General features: G+C 58.1%; 17 protein-coding genes. 7 read left to right on the forward strand and 10 right to left on the reverse strand.

Annotated elements, in window-relative coordinates:
* Window positions 1-413: 413 nt before the first annotated feature.
* A complete protein-coding gene (locus tag VO84_RS19465; RefSeq protein ID WP_058189458.1) occupies window positions 414-1,775 on the reverse strand; it encodes a diguanylate cyclase in 1,362 nt (453 codons plus the stop codon).
* Between the two features lie 296 nt (window positions 1,776-2,071).
* A complete protein-coding gene (gene greB / locus VO84_RS19470; RefSeq protein WP_231738099.1) occupies window positions 2,072-2,629 on the reverse strand; it encodes a transcription elongation factor GreB in 558 nt (185 codons plus the stop codon).
* Between the two features lie 678 nt (window positions 2,630-3,307).
* On the opposite strand from greB, the gene VO84_RS19475 reads away from it, so the two are divergent.
* Window positions 3,308-3,706: a hypothetical protein gene (locus VO84_RS19475; protein WP_058189460.1), complete on the forward strand. Its 399-nt coding sequence runs from the start codon at window positions 3,308-3,310 to the stop codon at window positions 3,704-3,706.
* 22 nt (window positions 3,707-3,728) lie between these two features.
* Here the strand turns inward: VO84_RS19475 and VO84_RS19480 are convergent, their stop codons facing one another.
* The 5 genes from VO84_RS19480 to VO84_RS19500 are packed head-to-tail and all read right to left on the reverse strand — an operon-like array spanning window position 3,729 to window position 7,071.
* Window positions 3,729-4,709 carry a hypothetical protein gene (locus tag VO84_RS19480; RefSeq protein WP_197414135.1) on the reverse strand — a complete coding sequence of 327 codons (981 nt, stop codon included), beginning with the start codon at window positions 4,707-4,709 and terminating at the stop codon, window positions 3,729-3,731.
* Window positions 4,710-4,716: 7 nt separating this feature from the next.
* The gene (locus VO84_RS19485) at window positions 4,717-5,295 is read right to left on the reverse strand and encodes an anthranilate synthase component II (protein ID WP_058189462.1); all 579 of its coding nucleotides are present in this window, start codon (window positions 5,293-5,295) and stop codon (window positions 4,717-4,719) included.
* 26 nt (window positions 5,296-5,321) lie between these two features.
* Window positions 5,322-6,017, reverse strand: coding sequence for an inner membrane CreD family protein (locus VO84_RS19490; protein WP_082662219.1), 696 nt, complete (start codon window positions 6,015-6,017; stop codon window positions 5,322-5,324).
* A gap of 51 nt (window positions 6,018-6,068) precedes the next feature.
* Entirely contained in the window at window positions 6,069-6,467 is a 399-nt protein-coding gene (locus VO84_RS19495; RefSeq protein ID WP_157440019.1) for a transcriptional regulator, read from the reverse strand.
* A complete protein-coding gene (locus VO84_RS19500; protein WP_058189463.1) occupies window positions 6,457-7,071 on the reverse strand; it encodes a hypothetical protein in 615 nt (204 codons plus the stop codon). The genes VO84_RS19495 and VO84_RS19500 overlap by 11 nt, the downstream gene beginning before the upstream one ends.
* A 113-nt stretch (window positions 7,072-7,184) precedes the next feature.
* On the opposite strand from VO84_RS19500, the gene VO84_RS19505 reads away from it, so the two are divergent.
* From VO84_RS19505 to VO84_RS19515, 3 genes are all read left to right on the forward strand, one after another.
* Window positions 7,185-7,466 (forward strand): acylphosphatase, encoded by a 282-nt coding sequence (locus VO84_RS19505; RefSeq protein WP_058189464.1) that lies wholly within the window; start codon window positions 7,185-7,187, stop codon window positions 7,464-7,466.
* 89 nt (window positions 7,467-7,555) lie between these two features.
* Window positions 7,556-8,104 (forward strand): adenine phosphoribosyltransferase, encoded by a 549-nt coding sequence (locus VO84_RS19510; protein WP_058189465.1) that lies wholly within the window; start codon window positions 7,556-7,558, stop codon window positions 8,102-8,104.
* Between the two features lie 69 nt (window positions 8,105-8,173).
* Window positions 8,174-12,859, forward strand: a complete 4,686-nt coding sequence (locus VO84_RS19515; protein WP_058189466.1) for a DNA glycosylase AlkZ-like family protein — start codon at window positions 8,174-8,176, stop codon at window positions 12,857-12,859.
* A gap of 20 nt (window positions 12,860-12,879) precedes the next feature.
* On the opposite strand, the gene VO84_RS19520 is transcribed toward VO84_RS19515, so the two are convergent.
* Together VO84_RS19520 and VO84_RS19525 are read right to left on the reverse strand one after the other, a co-directional pair.
* On the reverse strand, window positions 12,880-15,261 hold the full coding sequence (locus VO84_RS19520) for a transglycosylase domain-containing protein (RefSeq protein WP_058189467.1): 2,382 nt from the start codon (window positions 15,259-15,261) through the stop codon (window positions 12,880-12,882).
* Between the two features lie 83 nt (window positions 15,262-15,344).
* A complete protein-coding gene (locus tag VO84_RS19525; protein WP_058189468.1) occupies window positions 15,345-17,150 on the reverse strand; it encodes a proline--tRNA ligase in 1,806 nt (601 codons plus the stop codon).
* A gap of 229 nt (window positions 17,151-17,379) precedes the next feature.
* Here VO84_RS19525 and VO84_RS19530 point away from each other — a divergent pair, with 229 nt between their 5' ends.
* Entirely contained in the window at window positions 17,380-17,805 is a 426-nt protein-coding gene (locus VO84_RS19530) for a DUF3592 domain-containing protein (RefSeq protein ID WP_058189469.1), read from the forward strand.
* A gap of 9 nt (window positions 17,806-17,814) precedes the next feature.
* Here VO84_RS19530 and VO84_RS19535 read toward each other — a convergent pair whose 3' ends face one another.
* Window positions 17,815-18,822: a KpsF/GutQ family sugar-phosphate isomerase gene (locus tag VO84_RS19535; RefSeq protein ID WP_157440020.1), complete on the reverse strand. Its 1,008-nt coding sequence runs from the start codon at window positions 18,820-18,822 to the stop codon at window positions 17,815-17,817.
* A 78-nt stretch (window positions 18,823-18,900) separates the two neighbouring features.
* On the opposite strand from VO84_RS19535, the gene VO84_RS19540 reads away from it, so the two are divergent.
* Window positions 18,901-19,548, forward strand: a complete 648-nt coding sequence (locus VO84_RS19540) for a TlpA disulfide reductase family protein (RefSeq protein WP_058189470.1) — start codon at window positions 18,901-18,903, stop codon at window positions 19,546-19,548.
* Window positions 19,548-20,063 (forward strand): protein-disulfide reductase DsbD domain-containing protein, encoded by a 516-nt coding sequence (locus VO84_RS19545; RefSeq protein WP_058189471.1) that lies wholly within the window; start codon window positions 19,548-19,550, stop codon window positions 20,061-20,063. The genes VO84_RS19540 and VO84_RS19545 overlap by 1 nt, the downstream gene beginning before the upstream one ends.
* The last annotated feature ends 6 nt before the right edge of the window (window positions 20,064-20,069 follow it).

Here is a 20,069-nt window from a genome sequence, read left to right on the forward strand (position 1 = left end):
AAAGCATCGACAGCTCGCCGGCAGCCTTCTCGATGTTACGAAAATCAAGCTTGAAAGCGAGCGGTTCAGTCTCGCCAAGTCGCCGTATCAGAACTTGATCTGGGCCGAGCGGGCGCTACCGAGAAGCGCGTTTCTCAAGACCCATCGATTGATCTTTGCCGAAAACCTTCTCAACGAGCGCATTGGCCTGAGCAGTTGAAAAACTCAAAATCCCAGAAAACCCGTACAAATTTGGGGATAGAAAATGTCTAGACACCTTCAACAAATCGTTGGTTCGGCCTCCTGACGCGATCTATTTTCTGAGGATTTTTGCCAATAGACTTTTCAACAGTCACGCCTGTCATCACCAATCGGGAGTTGAATTGATCGAAAAGCTAACTTCTCTGGCCGTCGGTGGACCCACTAGCAGATAGCTAAGCCGGCACTGGAAATTCAGTTGCGACTTCTACGCGGTTTCTGCCGAGGCGCTTCGCAGCGTAGAGTGCTGCATCCGCCTTGCGGATGAATTGCCCTGACTCGTCGTAGACGTGCGGGTGATCACAGCAGACACCAATGCTCACAGTCACTACATTACCTACCGTTGAGCCATAGTTTTCGATCTTCAACTCTTGCACTGCATGGCGAATGGACTCCGCAGCGGCTCGTGCGGCGTAGGAGTCGGCATCGGGCAGTAGAAAGACAAACTCCTCTCCCCCATATCGCGCTACAACGTCGTATCCTCGACGCGGATGCTCGGCCAGCACGCACGCCACTTTTCGCAAGCAGTCGTCTCCACGCTGGTGTCCATAGCCGTCGTTGAGGGCTTTAAAGCAGTCCACATCAATCATCAATAACGAAATCGGTTTCAAATTCCGCGCTGCCCGGCGCAATTCTGCGTCCAGCGCAGCGTCGAAGTGACGCCGGTTGTAGAGCCCGGTCAGTCCGTCGCGGACGGAGAGCTCATTGAGCATGGCATTCGCCTCGCGAAGCTCCTCCTGGGTTGCCAGTAAAGCGTCCTGTGCCTGCATCAATTCTTTGTGAGCCTTCTGTAAGTCCTGAAACCTCCACTTGTCCAAAGTTGCGGTACCAAACGCCGCCAGGAGGATCAACCCGGTAACGACTGCGATAACAGACTGGCCCAGTCGATCCACCCTTACTGTTCCCGCCATCGAGAATTGTATGGTGGTCAAGGTGAAGTGAACCCCGACCATGGCGATATAGTGCATCGCAGCGATTCCCAGGCCCATTACGACGCTGGCTGCAATCCGCATTCTGGTCTCGTTTTGCTTACTCCTGCGGGGGACGAACGCGATCCATAAAGCCAGCCACGAGAACCCGGCGGCGGCAATGACGGAGAGAGCAACAATCCAGGGATTGTAGTGCTCCATGGCGTTGGAGCGCATCGCCGCCATGCCGGTGTAGTGCATGGCCCCTATCCCCGCGCCCATCATCGAGCCGCCCCCCAGCAAGCGGCGCGTCGTAAGCCTCTCTCCGCTCACAACGCTCAGGGCAACGCTGGAGGCCGCGATCGCAAGCAACATTGAAAGCAGCACGGTCGGCCAGAAGTAAAAAATGGGCACAGGCAGCGTCACGGCCAGCATTCCGAGATAGTGCATCGACCAGATTCCGACGCCCATCGCGACGGAACCGCTCGTCAGCCAGAAACGGCGAGGACCAATAGTTGTTGCCGCCCTCACTCGGTCCGACAACGACAATGCAGCGAACGACGCACCGATTGAGATCAAGACGGAAACGATGACCAGACTGACGGTGTAGTGAATCGCTAGCGTTTGCATTGAAAGCACCTGACTCCACCAGTATCCAGTGTCGGCTGACCCGTATGCCAAAAAATGGTCTAAAAAGAACAATTATTCCTGCGATTCGGAAAAGGCGGTAGAGTTGAGTTCCTCAGGTGAACCGGGCCAGCTCGTGCAGCTCGTGCGAAATCACCATTCACTCATGACATCGGATTAGTAACGATTATGTCGCCTTATCGAAAGTTGATCTGGCCGGGCGGGCGCTACCGCGAAGCGCGTTTATCAGCACTCAACTTTTTCACCGTTCAGGAGACGATAGCTTCGCTCGTTGAGTGTCAGCGATCAAGTCCCTTTGTCGAGACTTGATCGCCAGATGGTACGTGGAACGGTTCTACGGAGATGCGCTCGTACCGCACTTCCAGCACGGTCAGAGTTTCAGTGCCGCCTGGCGCATGAAGAAACACTTCATCGTCTTCTGCCGCTCTCATCAATGCGCGTCCCAGGGGTGAGGCCCAACTGATGTGGTTGCGGTCGAGATTGACTTCATCTGTGCCGACGATGCTCACCACCCGCTCTGCCCCCGCGGCATTCGCATAGCGCACGGTGGCTCCAAAGAACGCCCTTGTCTCCCGCTGCCCCGTTCTCGGAGCTTCCGGATCTATCACCTCTGCGGCTTCGATGCGTTTTGTCAGGAAGCGAACCCGTCCATCGATCTGCCGCAGTCGTCGCTTGCTGTACTGATAGTCGGCGTTTTCACTGCGATCGCCATTGCCCGCAGCCCATGCCACCACCTCCACCACGGCCGGGCGATCCTTGGTGAGCAAAAAATGGCGCTCATCTTTCAGGCGTTCGATCCCGCCTGGAGTGATGTAGTTTTTGCCGTGGTTCGCCACGGGCTCCTCTACTTTTGGTCTTCTCGTAAACCCTTTTCGCATCCTGCGGCCCTCTCTTAGAGCGATTTGAGCTATCGGCGTTTATCGATACTAATCCGGGCATGACTTCCAATTAGTAACGAGAAGTAGGCTTATCAGAAGTGATCCGTATTGCGAGACGGGAGTTTCGGACCTGCTTTTGTTTTTTAGTCCCTCAGTCCTCATCGCCCCTGTCTTTCCCCATTACCAAAGTCCAATGTCCTTCCGTACCGTCTTCTCCCTTCAAATACTTTGCGTAGAATTACCCCCATTTATGCTCTACTCAAAATCAGCGGAAAAAACAACGGCCTGAATCCGCTTCCGGATTCGGGTCTTCGTGTTTTGTCGATTCTCGCGGCCATAGCACTCGATAAGCAGGGGGCGAAGGTAAAGGGAACTCATACCCCATCCCCTCCCCTCACAGAATCTGTAAAGCTAGACTAAAATCCCTGCATATATCAGTAACTAAATAAGTTACCAGAAAAGTATCATATCGAACGCGTCTCTCAATGTGAGACGAAATCAATTCTAATCACGAACCTGCGCCCTTCCGCTCTCAAAACTAAACCGGGACAAGAATTTTCTTCAGTCTTTCCGGTACTTTGCAGTACCATTCCCTGAATTCAAAAGCTTTTTCTTAGACACTTCAGGGGGTATTGAATGAAGTTCCTCCACTGGCTCGGTTTCATCCTCATCGGCGTTGTGCTCATCATCCTCGCGGCCAACGGCTTTATCTTCATGTGGACCACGAAGGCTACGGATCCTGGCGTCTTCATTGCCATCACGCTCACAAGCCTCTTCGTGCTGGCAACCACAACCACCTTCGCCATCATCCTCCTGTGGGGCTCGGGTCAGCTCACGCTGGACGTTGCCTTCGTCAAATGGCTCGGTGGCGCCACAGTGGCGGAAGTAGCTGGAATCCTGACCATCATCGTCAACTTTTACTTTGCAAAGCCTGCTCAGGCGCCGGCTCAGCCTCAGCCCGCATCGATCCAACAGCAGGGCACGCAGCCTCCACAGCCCGCAACACAAGTACAGGCTCCATCAAAAGCCCAGTAGCGCAAGCCGCCGTGAATAGGCTCTACTCCGCGCCAAACAGCCGCCGGAAGAAGTTCCATACCCGCGCAGAGAATCCCCGCGACTTCTTTGCAGGCTTCTGCGGCGCTGGCGGAGTCTGATCCGGAACCACAGCAGGCGCTGGTGCAGCCTGAGGCAGCTCAGCCTTCTCCTGCTGCTCCGGCGTCACCGTCGCAGCACTATGCTCCATCGTCACCGTCGCCGCGTCAGGGCCCTTGCTCTGCATCCCGCCCTGCGGAGTGGTGCCAACCGGCGGCGGCATTGAGCTAAGCCCCTCGCTAGCCGCCAGCGGAAACTCATTTGTCCCAGGCTGCACGTCTGGATTCGCCGCAGGCGGACAGCCGCACGATTCCTTCTCGCCCGTCACAACCTCATGCACACTGCCATGCTGAAACATCACTCTCTCACCAGCCTGCACACGATACGCACCGCCCTCAAAGACGCTGCTCACCAGCACGTATGGCGCACTCACACCGGCATTGTCCACGCACGTGTCGCCATGCTCGCCCAGCCGAACCTTGACCTCCGCGGCACCCGGCCCACTGATCAGGATCCGAAAATCCGGCGTCTGCAGCACATCGGCATTCTGTCCCGTGGCAAAGCTCGCTTCCAGCGCCCCACGGTCGAGCCCCATCATCAGCCCCGGCGTCTCGCCCGTCGGCACACTGGTGTCAGAAGTCAGCTTCACCGTTGTAGAAGCGCATACGCGCAGCACCCCGCGATGCGGAAGAATCACTTCCGTCGTCTTCGCGCCCGCGGTCACACTCCCGCTCGCGCCAATCAACGCCTTGCCCGCAGTAATCTGCAGCGCCCCCGTCACATTGGTAGAGGAATCAACAGGGACAATCGCAATCGGCGCGGTGCTCGCCGCCTCCTGCGCCCCGCACGCGCCAATCAAGCCAAAGGCAAGCAGCACTAGGAACGCCGGGTGCCCCAGGTCTCGTTTTTGAGACCTGGGATAGCACATAGCTTGGTTAGCCATCATTGGAGATTCACATCCCCAGAAAATTGCGAATCATCTGGCGACCGCCCTCGGTCAGCACGCTCTCCGGGTGAAACTGCACGCCTTCGACAGGCAGCGACCGATGCCGCAAGCCCATAATGACCGTGCCGTTTCCATTGCTTTCGCCCGTCCGCGCCGTCACTTCGAGCTCTGCGGGCAGTGTCTCCTCCGCCACCACAAGCGAGTGATACCGAGTGCACGTCAGCGGCGTCGGCAGTCCTGCAAAGATGCCACGCCCGTCGTGCGTCACATCGCTCGTCTTGCCGTGCATCAGCTTGCGCGCCCGCACCACGTCGCCGCCAAACGCCTCACCAATCGCCTGATGCCCCAGGCAAACGCCAAAGATCGGAACCCTACCCGCCATGCGCTGGATCAGCGGCACCAGGATCCCCGCCTCACGCGGCGTGCACGGCCCCGGCGAGAGCAGAATGCGCTCGGGCTTGAGCGCTTCCACCTCATCCACAGTCAGCTCGTCGTTCCGCCGAACCTCCACCTTCGCGCCCAGCTCGCCAAGGTACTGAACAAGGTTGTAAGTAAACGAGTCGTAGTTATCCAGCACAAAGATCATTGCCTTCAGTGTAGCGCGCGGCGGCGCTATGAAGCGCTCTTCGGAACAGGCGACATCCCCGTATCAGTCGATCCATCCGGCACCGGCAGCGAGCTATACCAGTCAATCCGCCGCGTAAAGTACATCACCGCGGCCACAGCAGCAAAGCTGGCAACAGAGCCAACCAGCAACGCATAGTCCTTTAGCCGAAGAAGAACATAAATCAGCCCATATAGTGGTGAGAAAATAGCGAAAGCCCTCAGTCCCTGGATACGACTCGCAAAGATCCAGCCCGCATTAGTAGACAGCAGCATTACCGTAGCCCCACCCGCAATAAGAAAGGCATAATCGAACCCAATCTTTTCGGCTAGCGACAGTAACAGCAGGTAAAAAATGACCTGTGCCACCCCGACCAAGACATACTGCGCCGCATGCATCCGCTTTCGGCCTGTCACCTCAAAGGTAAAGTAAGTAAGAAACACAAGGCCCTCGAACAGCAGAATGTATTTCAGCGACCGGCCGACAGACTGGTAATAGTCAACAGTGGCAAAGGTCGAGCTGCCATCAGGATGTTGAATGACCGGCGAATTGTTGTGGATGCGATCATCAAGAAGCCCCTGAACAAAGAATCCCGGAATATTCATCAACAGCGCTAGCACGCAAATCACAATCAGTTTTATGCCCATGGAACGTTGTTTCGAAGCGGACTGTAAATTCAAAGCATCTTCAATCACTGTGCCCATTCTGCCTCCTTTGGTTGTTACTTTGTATTGCAAAGTAATCCTGCAAATTTTTTATGCCCTCGACGGCATCAGGTCGCGGATACCCGCCTGCTGCTCAGTGCTGCTTGCCGCCGCATCCCGCACTACCTGCTCCAACGTAGTCAAATATTCCACATACCGCTTGCGCCCCGGCGTAGTGATGCGGCACAACGTCAGCGGCCGGTTCCGCTCCACGTCCTTCGTCGTCTCCACAATGCCTTCCGCCTCCAGCACGCTAAGGTGCCGGCTCAGGTTGCCGTCCGTCAGCGCACACAGCTGCTTCAGATCGCCAAAGCTAAGCCCCTTGGGATGTGTCATCAGTGAAGTCAGAATCCCAAGCCGCGCCCGCTCATGAATTACGCGGTCCAACCCTTCATAGGCAAAGGGGGCTTCGTTCTTTTGTTCTGTCTTGCGCACTGGCTTATTCTTCATTCGCATCCTCTCGCGCTTTCAATAACAGTGCCCCGGCCACAATCAGTTGCCCCGCTCCGTAGGGAATACCCATAGCCCACGGAGACAACGCGCGCTCCCCACCCAGCGCAATGCACAGTAGACCGCAGAGTAGATACCACGCTCCCGCAGCCAGCATGGGCCGCGGCAAAAATCTGCACGAAGAAAAGATGCCAATGCCAGAGCAGATCTGCCACAGCCCGGGCAGCATCCACAGCGCTCCGGGAACGAACCGCGCCAGCACAACAGTCAGTAGAACGCCGGCGCCCAGCGAAGGCAGAAACTGCTCCACAGCGATCCGGATCATCTCATCTGCCATGCCGGAGTGCACTCGCTGCGCACGTGTAATCATCTGCGTGCCGATGAGCGCGGCAGACACCGCAGCCGTCGTAAGCCAGATGCTCAGATAGCGATCCAGATGATGCGCTGACTCGGGAGCCCACTGCGCTTGTATGCACGCCGCCGCCAGCGCAATCGCAGCAGTTGTCGCCAGAGTTGCCGGTCCATACCCGCGAAACTCTGTGCTGCGGGCCAGTTGCCTGCGAATACTGCCAATCTCAGCAAGCGCTTTGTTCAGATCATCCATGCAGACTCACTTTATATTGCAAAGTAACCCGAATGCGAATCTGTGTCAAGCGTTCTTTTTGTCACATAGTCTCGCTCTTGCCTTCCGTCCTCCGCGTCTGCCAAACTCGTTGTATGGTGCTTCATTTTCTTATCCGTGGCCGCGTACAGGGCGTTGGCTTTCGCTGGTTTGTTCACCGTGAGGCTAGCGAGCTGAATCTTCGCGGCTGGGTCCGCAATACAGAAGAGGGTGATGTGGAAGTTGTTGTCGCCGGCGAGACAGAAGATCTCAATGATCTGCGCGCCAGTCTTCGTCGCGGCTCGCGCGGCAGTCGCGTAGACAATATTCTGGAGCACACGCTCGATGAGAGCGAAGCCGCCTCGCTCGACGCCTTCCGCATTCAAGGCGCATGGTAACCCTGTCCCAGCTTTTATAATCAAAAGGGAAGTCGGCTCGATCCCATTGGTCTCTTCCACACACTCGCTCAAGGAGCCGCCGGCGCATCATGTCCGACACATCGAAATCCATTAATGTAGAAGCCCTCAAGGCTCTTGTTCGTACTGTCCCCGATTTTCCCAAGCCTGGCATTCTCTTTTACGACATCACCACGCTGCTCAAAGACAAGACCGGCTTCGCTCAGCTCATTGACGCGCTGGCCGCGCATTATATTGAACGCAAAATCGATCTCGTTCTTGGCATTGAGGCCCGCGGATTCATCTTTGGGCCCGCACTCGCCTACCGGCTTAACGCTGGCTTCGTCCCCGTCCGCAAGCCCCGCAAGCTTCCCGCTCCCGTGGCCCGCGTCACGTACGACCTCGAATATGGCACGGACTCGCTCGAAATCCATCTAGACGCTATCGAGCGCGGCCAGCGTGTCGTACTCGTCGATGATCTGCTCGCCACCGGCGGCACCATGGAGGCCACCGTCAAGCTAGTGCAGCAGCTCGGTGGCGAAATTGCCGGCCTTGCCTTTGCAGTCGAACTTGATTTTCTTAAGGGACGCGAGCGCTTCCAGGGGCACGACGTCTTCAGCCTCCTGCATTACGACGAATAGTATGGATGGCCCGTCCCTTCGGTATGAGTCGCCGAAGGGATAGGATGCCAAGGCGTATCCTGAACTGGCATGGCCCGCCGCCCGCGCAATCCCGCAGCAGAGCCTGGCACGGACCCTTTCGCCTGCTTCCATCCCATCACCGCAGAGTGGTTCCAGCGCGCCTACGGCCAGCCAACCGCCCCACAACGCATCGGCTGGCCCGTAATCGCGCGCGGCGAAAGTGCCCTCATCCTCTCGCCCACCGGCAGCGGCAAAACCCTCACTGCTTTTCTCTGGTGCTTGGACCGCCTCATGCTGCATCCGCAACCGGAGAGTCGCGCAGAAGGCACTCGCATTCTTTATGTCTCTCCCCTCAAAGCCCTCGCCGTCGATGTAGAGCGCAATCTCCGCACGCCCCTTGCCGGAATCGCCGAAGCAGCACGCAATGCCGGCATTCCATTCCATGAGCCATCCATCGCCGTCCGCACGGGAGACACTCCATCCAGCGAACGCGCAAAATTCCGCCGTCATCCTGCTGAAATTCTCATCACCACGCCTGAATCGCTCTACCTCATGCTCACTTCGCAGGCGGCAGAGGCACTCCGAACCATCGACACGGTCATCATCGACGAAATTCACGCCCTCGTCCCAACCAAGCGCGGCGCACATCTCGCTCTCTCTTTGGAGCGCCTTGAGGCTATCGTCCAAACGCCTCTCCAGCGCATCGGTCTCTCCGCCACACAGCGTCCGCTTGAAGAAGTAGCCTGCTTTCTCGGTGGCGTCGAAACAGCCACGCCCATCCCCAGCGAATCCGCGTTTACAGAATCCGATTGGTCCGCCGAGACCTCCGATCCCATCACACTTCGCTATCGCCCCGTCACCATCGTCAATGCCAGCGCACCCAAGCGCCTCAAGCTTCGCATTGAAGTTCCAGTGGAAGACATGGCGCGTCTCAAGGAAACAGAAATCGTTGCAGACGGTACTGAACCCCGACCCCCACGTCGCATCTCTATCTGGAACGCAATCCATCCGCGTCTGCTGGAGCTGATTCGCCCGCGCCAGTCCACCATAATCTTCGTCAACAGCCGCCAGACAGCCGAGCGTCTCGCTGGCGCAATCAATGATCTCGCCGGCGAGCCTCTCGTCCGAGCGCATCACGGCTCGCTCGCCTCCGATCAGCGCGCAATCATTGAAGAACAGCTCAAGGCCGGTCAGATCAAAGCCCTCTGCGCAACCTCAACACTTGAGCTCGGCATCGACATGGGCGCAGTCGATCTCGTCATCCAGATTGAATCTCCGCCCTCCGTCGCCAGTGGCATGCAGCGCATCGGTCGCGCCGGCCATCAGGTCGATGCCATCAGTGAAGGCATCCTCTTTCCCAAGTTCCGCGCCGATCTCGTCGCCTGCGCCGCCGTCACGCGCGCCATGCATGAAGGTCACATCGAATCCACCCGCTACCCGCGCAATCCTCTTGACGTCCTCGCGCAACAAATCGTCGCCACAGTCGCCGCTCCTCCCGCCTTGGCCCAGCCTCGCGCGCGCGGTCAGAAACCAGCCGAACCGGAAATCAGCGTTGACACTCTTTACAATCTCGTCCGTAGCGCCGCGCCCTTTGCCGGTTTAACTCGATCTTCGTTTGAAGGCGTACTTGATCTTCTCAGTGGCCGCTATCCCTCCGACGAATTCGCCGATCTTCGCCCGCGTATAACGTGGGACCGCATTCACAACATGCTCACCCCCCGTGAAGGCTCAGCCAGCATCGCCATTCTCAACGCCGGAACCATTCCGGATCGCGGCCTCTACGGCGTCTTCCTCGCGCATAATACGGGCAAGCCCATTCGAGTCGGCGAGCTCGATGAAGAAATGGTCTTCGAGACGCATACTAATGAGACCTTCATCCTAGGCGCATCCACCTGGCGCATAGCGGAGATCACCCACGACCGCGTCCTCGTCGAACCCGCTCCCGGCGAACCCGGCAAAATGCCTTTCTGGAAGGGCGACGGCGCTGGCCGTCCGCTTGAATTCGGTCTTCGCATCGGCGCGCTCATCCGCGAGCTGCGTGAAATGCCACATCCCGCCGCAATGACGCGGCTCGTGGCCGAACACGATCTCGATCCCGTAGCTGCGGAAAACCTCATCTCCTTCCTCAACGATCAGCACGCCGCCACGGGTGCCGTCCCGGATGATCGCACTATCGTCATTGAACGCACCCGCGACGAGCTCGGTGACTGGCGCGTCTGCGTCCTCACACCTTTTGGCCGCCGCATTCACATCCCCTGGGCCATGGCGGTTGCCGCACGAATCCGCGCAGCCGGTCGCACCGATGTCGAAACTATGTGGGGCGATGACGGCTTCGTTCTGCGCTTCCCAGACACGGATGAGCCGCCCGATGCTGACTGGTTCCTCGTTCCACCGGCTGAGGCAATGCAGCTTGTACTCAATCAGCTCGGTGCAACCGCGCTATTCGCCGGGCGATTCCGCGAGGCTGCCGGCCGCGCTCTGCTTCTCCCACGCAAACACATTAACCGCCGCTCGCCGCTATGGCAACTTCGCAAGCGATCCTTTGATTTGCTCAGTGTTGCCTCGCGCTATCCATCGTTTCCCATTCTGCTCGAAACGTATCGCGAGTGTCTTCGCGATGTCTTTGACATGCCCGCGCTTCTTGAAACTCTTCGTTCAATTGAGCAGCGCCATACCCGTGTCCACGTCGTTGACACGCCCAAGCCCTCACCCTTTGCCTCTTCGCTTCTCTTCAGTTACGTTGCCAATTTCCTGTACGATCTCGACGCGCCTCTCGCCGAACGCCGCGCCCAGGCTCTCACCATCGATCAGGATCAACTTCGCGATCTGCTCGGTGACGCCGACCTGCGAGAGCTGCTGGATCCGGATGCAATCCGTGAAGTGGAATCCTCAGCTCAATGCCTTACGGAAACCACTCGCGCCCGCTCCGCCGATGGCATTCACGACCTGCTGCTCAAGCTCGGCGATCTCTCTCGTAAGGAGCTCGCACAACGCGTAGCTACGCCAGAACTTCTGGATCACATAGACAAGCTTCAGCGCGCACGCCGCCTCATCGAGCTGCCCATCGCTGGCCAGCAGCGTCTCATCGCCGTTGAAGATGCCGCACGATACCGCGACGCATTAAGCATTCGCCTGCCCAAAGGCATTCCTGCTTCACTTCTTGCTCCAGTCGCGCAGCCACTTCTCGAACTCCTTCGTCGTTACGCCCGCACGCATGGCCCGTTCACCACGGGTGAAGCTGCCGCTCGTTTCGGTCTAGACACCGCTCAGATCGAACCTGTCTTCCGTCAGCTCGCGCAGGAGGGCCGCATCCTCGAAGGCGAATTCCGTCCTTCCGGCATTCACCGCGAGTGGTGCGATGCCGAAATCCTTCGTCACATCCGACAGAAATCCCTTGCGCGCCTCCGCAGAGAAGTAGAACCTGTCTCGCAGCCAACATTCGCCCGCTTTCTTACGCATTGGCAGGGCTTCACGCATACACGCCGCAATCTCGATGCGCTTCTCGATGCCGTCGAAAGCCTCCAGGGCGCGCCGCTACCCGCGTCGTTGCTCGAATCCTCCATCCTGCCTGCCCGCGTCACTAACTACGATCCGTCTCAGCTCGACACGCTCATCGCCGCCGGAGAAGTCGTTTGGATCGGTGTTGAATCGCTCGGCTCGCGGGACGGACGAGTCGCGCTTTATCTCGCCGACAAGTTATCTCTGCTTGCCCAGCCGCATCAACAATCCGTGCCACTCACCCCGCGCGAAGAAGGCCTCCTTGCGGCGCTCGAATCCTCAGGCGCCAGCTTCTTTGAGCCGCTACACCAGGCCGTCGGCTCCGGCTTCCCCGGTGACTCCATTGATGCACTCTGGAACCTCGTCTGGCGTGGCCTCGTCACCAACGATTCACTGCACGCCCTCCGCGCCTACATCGCCCCGCCGGAAACCGCCCGCCCGCATCGCGTGACGCACACCGGCGTCGCATTTCGCTCCCGTCGCATCACGCCGCCGGAAGCGCAGGGCCGCTGGTCGCTTGTCGCACGCACAACAACACAGCACTCCGCCACGGAACGCAGCCACGCGCTCGCTCTGCAACTGCTCCATCGCTATGGTGTTCTCATGCGTGAGCACGCATCCGCGGAAAATATCCCCGGTGGCTTCAGCGCCGTCTATGACGTCCTCAAGGCTCTTGAAGAAAGCGGCCGCATCCGTCGCGGCTACTTTGTAGCCGGTCTCGGCGCAACGCAATTCGCACTTCCATCCGCAGTTGATCTCCTGCGTCGACTCCGTAGCGTTGCCGATCCCGACAAAGCGGAATTTGTACACATCGCCGCCACCGATCCCGCCAACCCCTATGGTTCAGTTCTGCCTTGGCCCACCCCGTCTGTCGCGCAGCAGGATGCCGAATCTGCTCCGCGCATCCTCACCCGCGCTGCCTACGCAGAAGTCATTCTTCGCAACGGCGAGCTCATCGCATGGCTCCGCCGCGACAATCCTAACCTGCTCGTCTTTTTGCCCACCCACGAGCCGGACCGCACGCACGTAGCCGAGGGCCTGGCACACTTTCTCTTCGCCCGCGGTCAGCAGCGCCTGCATGCCGGCGAGCGTCTCGGTATGTTGATCTCGACCGTAAACGGCGTGCCCATCGCCGCTCACCCGCTCGCGCATTTTCTTATGGATGCGGGCTTTCATCCTGGCCCGCTCGGAATGAATCTTCGCCGCATTCCGCTACTTGCGACGCAGCCGGAAACTCAGCGTGGCGAATTGCAATAGGTGCTGCTCAATTTCTCGGCTTATTTTCCCAGCCCAAATATCTTCTGAAAAATATTTCGCTTATCCGGCGGATGATCGCACGTATCGGTAGGCGCAGTACCATTCAGGAACGCAGCCGAATAATCATCCGGGCAGGTTTCATCGGCAAGCAGGTTCGTGGTTTTATCCAGGCTCACAATCTGCACGCCATCCGGTGCTGAAAACTCTTTCGTGTCCGAGTATTGCGGCAGCTGCACAGCCTTTTTCATAAAGGCCGCCCAGATTGGCGCAGCAGCTTCCGCGCCTTGCAGCTTGATGTCCGTGTAGTCGTCATTGCCTACCCAGACAATGCAGAGCAAATTGCTCGTGTATCCCGCAAACCAGGCATCGTGATCCGTTCCGGTCTTGCCTGCCGCAGGCGAAATGAAGCCCATGCTGCGTACGGCCGCGCCAGTACCCTTACCGCGCAGCACATCCTGCATCATGCTTGTAATCAGGAAGGCCGCACGCGGATCGAGAATCTGTTTTGAAGTCGGCGTATAGTCCGAAATCACATCGCCGGAAGATGCCCGTACGCTGGCCAGCATCCACGGGTCAATGTGCAGTCCTTTGTTCGCAAATGTCGTGTAAGCTCCTGCCATGTCAAGCGGTGTTGCATCGTAGGTGCCAATGGCCATCGACGGCGTTCCTCGCGCGCTCTTCACGCCTGCCGCACGTGCCAATGCGGCCACACGGTCAAACCCCACCATCGATGCCAGGCTGATCGTCGCATTGTTGTCCGACCGCATCAGCGCGAAGCGTGCCGTGATTTCGCCGTAGTACTCGCCCTCGAAGTTGCGCGGCGTATAACTTTGTCCACCCACGTTGTACGTTGACTGCGTATCGCTCAGCATCGTGACCGGCGAAAACAATCTGTCCTGGCCTGGAAGCATCGTGCCTTCGATTGCCGTGGCAAAAGCATCTGCATACACAAACGGCTTAAAGATCGAGCCGGTTGGCCGCTTCGCCGTCGCATGATTCAGCTGCGATGTTCCATAACTCCTGCCGCCAACCATCGCCAGTACTTGTCCGGTATGCGGATTCAGCGCCACCAGCGCCACCTGCGGATACGGATACGCTATGCCTGCCTTCTTGTCCCTCGAGTGCTTCTTGTCTACCTGCTCATCCACTTGGTGAACTGTGCTCTCAACAGCCGTGGTAGCTGCACGCTGCAAGTCCGGATCGAGCGTCGTATAAATCCGCAGCCCATTCAGATTCGCGCCACGGTCGCCTAGCTTGTCCAACAGTTGCTCATGCACCAGGTCCACAAAGTACGGCGCTTCGCTCGCATCCACGCTGCCGGTGGCCAGCTTGAGCGGTTCTGCCTTCGCGCGCTCCGCCTCATCCTTCGTAATCGAGCCGGTTTCCACCATGGAATCCAGCACCAGGTTGCGTCGCTCAATCGTCCGATCCGCATGACGCCAGGGGTTGAAGTAGTTCGGCCGCTGAACTATGCCCGCCAGCATCGCGCTCTGCGCCAGATCCAGTTGCTGCAGGTCCTTGCCGAAATACGATTGCGCCGCCTCGCCAAAGCCGTCAATTGAAAAACTGCCTCGCTGGCCCAGGTTAATCTGGTTCGCATACGCTTCAAAAATCTGCTGCTTCGTAAAGTGGTGCTCCAGGTGAAAGGCCACCATGATCTGCGTGATCTTATACCGGATCGTCCCCGTGTCGGCTACAAACAGCAGCTTTGCCAACTGCATCGTGATTGTGGAAGCCCCACCGCGATGCTTTCGATCGCCGACGAGATCGTGCCACGCCCATCCCGCCATACTGATGTAGTTCACGCCACTGTGCTCAAAGAACCGCCGGTCCTCAATCGCAAGTACGGCATGCACCAGGTTCTGCGGAATTTCATCGTATGTAATCAGTCTGCGCTTCGTGCGGTTGGCGTCCTCGCTCAACCCCGTGATCAGTAGTGGTTCCAGCTCGTAACTACTAAGCTGCTCTCCATGGTCATCCGTCATGGATTCCACCACGCCACCGCTCACATGAATCGTTGCATTGTCCGGCGCGTGATAGGACTGCGGTCCCGGATACACCGTGATCGATTGGCCCGACTCGCGATACATTCCCAGCGGTGAATCCTTTTGCACACCTTGCTCCGCGTAGCCCGCCTGCCGCAGTTCATCGGCAATCAGCCTTACGCTCAGCTTCTGTCCTATGCGAACCTCGCGCGGAGCCGCAAAAATCTTCGCCGTATCGGTAAATAGCGGTTGCTTAAGGCGTGTATCCACAATGCTGCCGTATTTGAAATAAACAATGCCGCCCACGGTCAGCACCACAATCGCGACTACTGCAACGCAGATCAATAGGATGCGCAAGAGCAGCGATGTCAGCGAGCCCTTGCCCGCTATCGATTTAATTTTCACCTTCAACGCCATCGCTACTCCTTGAAACTGTTCCTGGCTTCTTCGCCGTTCTAATCTAATCCACTCGAATACCACTGAAAGCTGATAGCTGACAGCTAATCAGCTTTCAGCAATAGCTGTTCTTCCTGAATCCGCGCCTTCACCTCGTGCACAACCGCATCCAGCGCCACATCCGTGCTCTGTGCCTTCGCGCGCGACACCAGTTCCACCAACCCGCTCGCCGCCTTCTTGCCCACGTTAATGCGGTACGGAATCCCGACGAGGTCGGCATCTTTGAATTTGACGCCCGCCCGCTCGTCCCGGTCATCCAGCACCACGTCGATTCCGGCATCTTCAAGAGCAACAGCCAGCTTCTCGCCTGTCTCTTTCAACGCCGCATCGCCAATGTTGGTTACCGTCACCACCACCTGGAACGGCGCAATCGTGCTCGGCAGCCAGAACCCATTTGCATCGTTGGACTGCTCAATCGCGGCCGTCAGAATGCGCTCAATGCCAATGCCATAGCAGCCCATGATCGGCGTCACTTCCTTGCCGTTCTCATCCAGCACCCGCGCACCCATCGATGCCGTATATCTGTCGCCCAGCTTGAAGATGTGTCCAACCTCCACGGCCTTGCCCACAACCAGCTTGCCGTCACAATCATCTACGGGGCAAGCCTCACCTTCGTTCACGCTGCGAATATCCGCGCTCAGTGTCCACGTAAAATCTCGCCCCGGCGTCACATTTCGCAGGTGATAATCCAGCTTGTTTGCACCGCACACCAGGTTCTTCCGGCCCTCAAGTGACTTATCCACGATCACTGTCAGTCCATCTCCCAGCGGCTTCGCATCATGCTGTAACCCCACCGGCCCCAGGTACCCCGCCGGTCCATGCAGATATTTTTCCAGCTCGTCGGCCTGCATCGTGCGCAGCTCTGCCGCGCCAATCGCACCTAGCAGCTTCGTTTCGTTCACCTGATGGTCGCCCCGCAGAAACGTCGCCACGCCATGCCATGTGTCCGGCTTGCTCCCGCTTTTCGAGTCTGGCCCACCATGCTTCAGCGCCATATACGCCACGCACTTGATGTCGCTAGCAGGTGAAATCTTGAAAAACGCCGCCACATCCGCAATCGACGCGCAACCCGGCGTATGCACCAGCTCCGGCATACCGTCTCCCGTCGGCTCCATCTCGGTCACCGGCTCAAGCTTCGAAGTCGCCTTCTCCAGGTTCGCCGCATACCTGCACACCGGGCAGCTCACAATCAAATCCTCGCCCGCATCCGTGTACACCATGAACTCCTGCGACTGCGAGCCGCCCATCGCGCCCGAATCCGCGTCCACGACCACAAACTTGAGTCCGCTCCGCGTAAAGATATTGCGATATGCCTGATCGTGCAGCTTATAGCTCGTGTCCAGCCCTGCCGCATTCAGGTCAAACGAATACGAATCCTTCATCGTGAACTGCCGCACACGCAGCAATCCGCTCTTTGGCCGCGGCTCATCGCGATACTTCGTCTGTATCTGGTACCAGATCTGCGGCAGTTGTTTATAGCTCCGCAGCTCATTTCGTGCAATCCCCGTCATGATCTCTTCGTGCGTCATGCCCAGGCACAGCTCCGCGCCCTTGCGGTCCTGCAGCCGGAACATGTTGTCGCCCATGCCCGTCCAGCGTCCGCTCTCCACCCACGGGTCCTTCGGCAGAATCCCCGGCAGCAGAAACTCCTGACCAATCTTGTCCATCTCGTCGCGAACAATGGCGATGATCTTGTTCAGCGACCGCTGCCCGAGAAAGAGATAGTTGTAAATCCCCGCGCCAAGCTGCCTAATATAGCCCGCACGCAGAAGAAATTTGTGGCTGGCCACTTCGGCATCCGCCGGGGCCTCGCGAAGAGTAGGAATAAAAAGCTTCGACCAACGATGCATAGAAAAACGCGCAAACTTTCCCGCCAGTTCAATGGCGCGTAGAAACAACTGAGTCAGGGATTATTTTACTGGGCACTACTGGGCTAGGACGCAAGGGCGGGGAGGTCGCACTTTGGAGGAGCGGCGCGCCATCAGCTCGGCTTGGGTAAGCTCGATTCGCATACTGCAAGCGTAGGCCGGTTGCGGCTGTGTGTCAATCTTGCCAACCACCTGTGGCATACTCAATTTCATGATTCAGCAACACATTTCTTGGCCACTGATTTTCTGGGGGGTTGTGAACTTCCTGAAGATATTTGGGATTATCCCAGGAACGGTTGCAGCTTATTTTATCCAGAAGATATATCAAGCCCGTCGGCAACGAAAGGCACTTGAGGGCTGGCCAACTACTGAAGCGACGATTTTTAGCGCGACAGTTAGCCGTGAAGGTAGACGAAATGTTGTTGCAGAGATTACCTATAGCTATTTCGTTGACGAGTATCGTTCAGGGACCTACCTACGTTATTTCCCGTCAGAAGACAGTGCCAACGAGTTCATTCGCGAAGTTAAAGGTAAGCAAGTTCTAGTTCACTATGAAACTGCGAATCCGGATCACTCAGTAATTCTCGATGTGGACTTAGACATGATGGCGTCTCTAGTCCCCCAACGGGGCTTTTGACGAGCTAAGTCAAATCAACTCCATCCCCCACAAATCATGCAGATGCACCACGCCTTCCACACGCCCAGCATCATCCACCACAACCAGCGAAGTAATCTTCCGCTCTTCCATAATCGCCAGCGCGCGCGCCGCCAGCTCCTCCGCCGCAATCGTCGCCGGTTGCTCATGCATCGCCTCGCCCGCCGTCCTGCTCAGCGCCGCGCCGCCCTCGCGCTCCAGCAGCCGTCGCAGATCGCCATCACTGATCACGCCCCGCAGCTTCCCATTCTCCTGCACGGTCGCAATCCCCAGCTTCTTCGATGACATCTCGTAAATCACATCCGTCATCGGCGTCCCCGGCGTCACCACCGGCACCGCATCGCCCGCATGCATCAACTCGCGAACCTTTGCCAGCTTCTTGCCCAGCTTGCCGCCGGGATGCAGATCGGCAAAATCCTCCGGCTTGAATCCCTTCCGCAAGCTCACCGCAATCGCCAGCGCGTCTCCCAGCGCCAACATTGCCGTCGTGCTGGCCGTCGGTGCCAGGTTCATCCCACATGCCTCGCGCTCCACACCACAGTCCAGCGCCACATCGCTCGCCTCGGCCAGCGTCGAGCCCAGATCGCAGCAAAAGCTCACCAGCGCATCGCCTTTCCGCTTCAGCACCGGCAGCAGCCGCAGAATCTCCTCTGTCTCGCCGCTCGCGGAGAGCGCAATCACCACATCCCCCGCCATCAGAACGCCCAGGTCTCCATGCACCGCCTCTGCCGGATGTAGAAACAGCGCCGGCGATCCCGTCGAGCTGAGCGTCGCCGCGATCTTCTGCGCAATAATCCCGCTCTTGCCCATGCCGGTCACCACAACACGCCCATTCGCCGTCCCGCAGCGCAAAACCAGCTCCACTGCCCGTGAAAACGGCTCAGCCATGAGCCCATCCAGGCGCTCCGCAAGCGCCGTCAGCGCCGCCGCCTCCGTCCGCACCAGATCAGCAGGTGTCATTCGCTCGTCCGCACGATCCTTGTCATTCTTTTGTCGCATCGGTTATCCATTCTACCGTTCCCAATCTCCCGCACCTTACAATGGAATAGAGGGATCAACCCCGCGAGGTTCAATCGAGTGAAACGCAACACAATCGTCCTCGGCATCACGCTCTTCGTCTTCGCCGGCTTTGCCTGGGCAGGCTGGGCCAACTTCGAGTACCGCCGTCAGGCCGCGGATAAAGTTATGGCCGCCACCATGCCGCCCGAACTCGTCATCGGCGGCGACGACGGCCCGCCCTCGCCGCTGCTCAACAAGCCCGCGCCCAAATTCACCCTCCAGGACCTCAACGGCAAAAAAGTCTCGCTCGCTGACTACAAGGGTAAAGCCGTGCTCATCAACTTCTGGGCCACCTGGTGCGGTCCCTGCAAGCTTGAAACCCCCTGGCTCGTCGAATTGCGCGACCAATACGCGTCCAAAGGCTTCGAAATCCTCGGCATCTCCTCTGAAGCCGATAACCTCACCGACGACGACAAGGATGCCTGGGCCAAGGACAAAGCCGCCATCAGCAAGTTCGCCCAGCAGATGCACATGCAATATCCCGTGCTCATCAATGGTGACAGCATCAGCAAGGACTACGGCGGCCTCGACGCGATGCCCTCATCCTTCTACGTCGATCGCAACGGCATCATCGTCGCCACGCAGACCGGCATCGTCTCCAAGGACGAAATCGAAGGCAAGATTAAGAAGGCTCTCGCAGACACTACAGCTCAGGCAGGGAAGTAATGTTGCTCACACGGCGCGCATGGCTTGGGGTACTTTGCACCGCAGCCGTCTTCGGCACAGCGGCACAATCCCCCAGCCAGTCTGTTCAGCTCGACAAACCTGAACGCCTTCCACTCAAGCAGGAACCCGTTCAGTACCTCTATCCTGAGCAGATTACCGCTCACGCAGGCAAGTCCACAGCGGTTGTGCTTCACTTCCGTGTCGCACCCGGCCTGCACGTTAACTCGCACTCACCCAAAGACGAATCTCTCATCCCAACCGCGCTTAGCATTCCCGCGGAATCCGGCGTCAAACTGGACGCCGCGACTTACCCGCAGGGAACCGACTTCACGCTTCCCGCAGAGCCTCAAAGCAAACTCAGCGTCTACACAGGCGACTTCGCCATCCAGGCCCGCATCACCGCAGCTCCGGGTGATCACCTCGTCGAAGCAAAGCTTCGCTATCAGGCCTGCGACCAGCAGCAATGCATGCCGCCCAAAACGGCAACCGTCGCTATCGATGTGATCGGTAAGTAGTAGACG

This window comes from Occallatibacter gabretensis, from assembly GCF_001449115.1.
GTDB lineage: Bacteria > Acidobacteriota > Terriglobia > Terriglobales > Acidobacteriaceae > Telmatobacter > Telmatobacter gabretensis.

Bases quoted from the DNA above. Each gene is read 5' to 3' on its own strand.
- VO84_RS19535 (WP_157440020.1), bottom strand. From the start codon at position 18,822: ATGCGACAAAAGAATGACAAGGATCGTGCGGACGAGCGAATGACACCT.
- VO84_RS19485 (WP_058189462.1), bottom strand. From the start codon at position 5,295: ATGATCTTTGTGCTGGATAACTACGACTCGTTTACTTACAACCTTGTT.
- VO84_RS19465 (WP_058189458.1), bottom strand. From the start codon at position 1,775: ATGCAAACGCTAGCGATTCACTACACCGTCAGTCTGGTCATCGTTTCC.
- VO84_RS19530 (WP_058189469.1), top strand. From the start codon at position 17,380: ATGATTCAGCAACACATTTCTTGGCCACTGATTTTCTGGGGGGTTGTG.
- VO84_RS19495 (WP_157440019.1), bottom strand. From the start codon at position 6,467: ATGAAGAATAAGCCAGTGCGCAAGACAGAACAAAAGAACGAAGCCCCC.
- VO84_RS19520 (WP_058189467.1), bottom strand. From the start codon at position 15,261: ATGGCGTTGAAGGTGAAAATTAAATCGATAGCGGGCAAGGGCTCGCTG.
- VO84_RS19515 (WP_058189466.1), top strand. From the start codon at position 8,174: ATGGCCCGCCGCCCGCGCAATCCCGCAGCAGAGCCTGGCACGGACCCT.
- VO84_RS19475 (WP_058189460.1), top strand. From the start codon at position 3,308: ATGAAGTTCCTCCACTGGCTCGGTTTCATCCTCATCGGCGTTGTGCTC.
- VO84_RS19510 (WP_058189465.1), top strand. From the start codon at position 7,556: ATGTCCGACACATCGAAATCCATTAATGTAGAAGCCCTCAAGGCTCTT.
- VO84_RS19490 (WP_082662219.1), bottom strand. From the start codon at position 6,017: ATGGGCACAGTGATTGAAGATGCTTTGAATTTACAGTCCGCTTCGAAA.
- VO84_RS19500 (WP_058189463.1), bottom strand. From the start codon at position 7,071: ATGGATGATCTGAACAAAGCGCTTGCTGAGATTGGCAGTATTCGCAGG.
- VO84_RS19505 (WP_058189464.1), top strand. From the start codon at position 7,185: ATGGTGCTTCATTTTCTTATCCGTGGCCGCGTACAGGGCGTTGGCTTT.
- VO84_RS19525 (WP_058189468.1), bottom strand. From the start codon at position 17,150: ATGCATCGTTGGTCGAAGCTTTTTATTCCTACTCTTCGCGAGGCCCCG.
- VO84_RS19480 (WP_197414135.1), bottom strand. From the start codon at position 4,709: ATGATGGCTAACCAAGCTATGTGCTATCCCAGGTCTCAAAAACGAGAC.
- VO84_RS19545 (WP_058189471.1), top strand. From the start codon at position 19,548: ATGTTGCTCACACGGCGCGCATGGCTTGGGGTACTTTGCACCGCAGCC.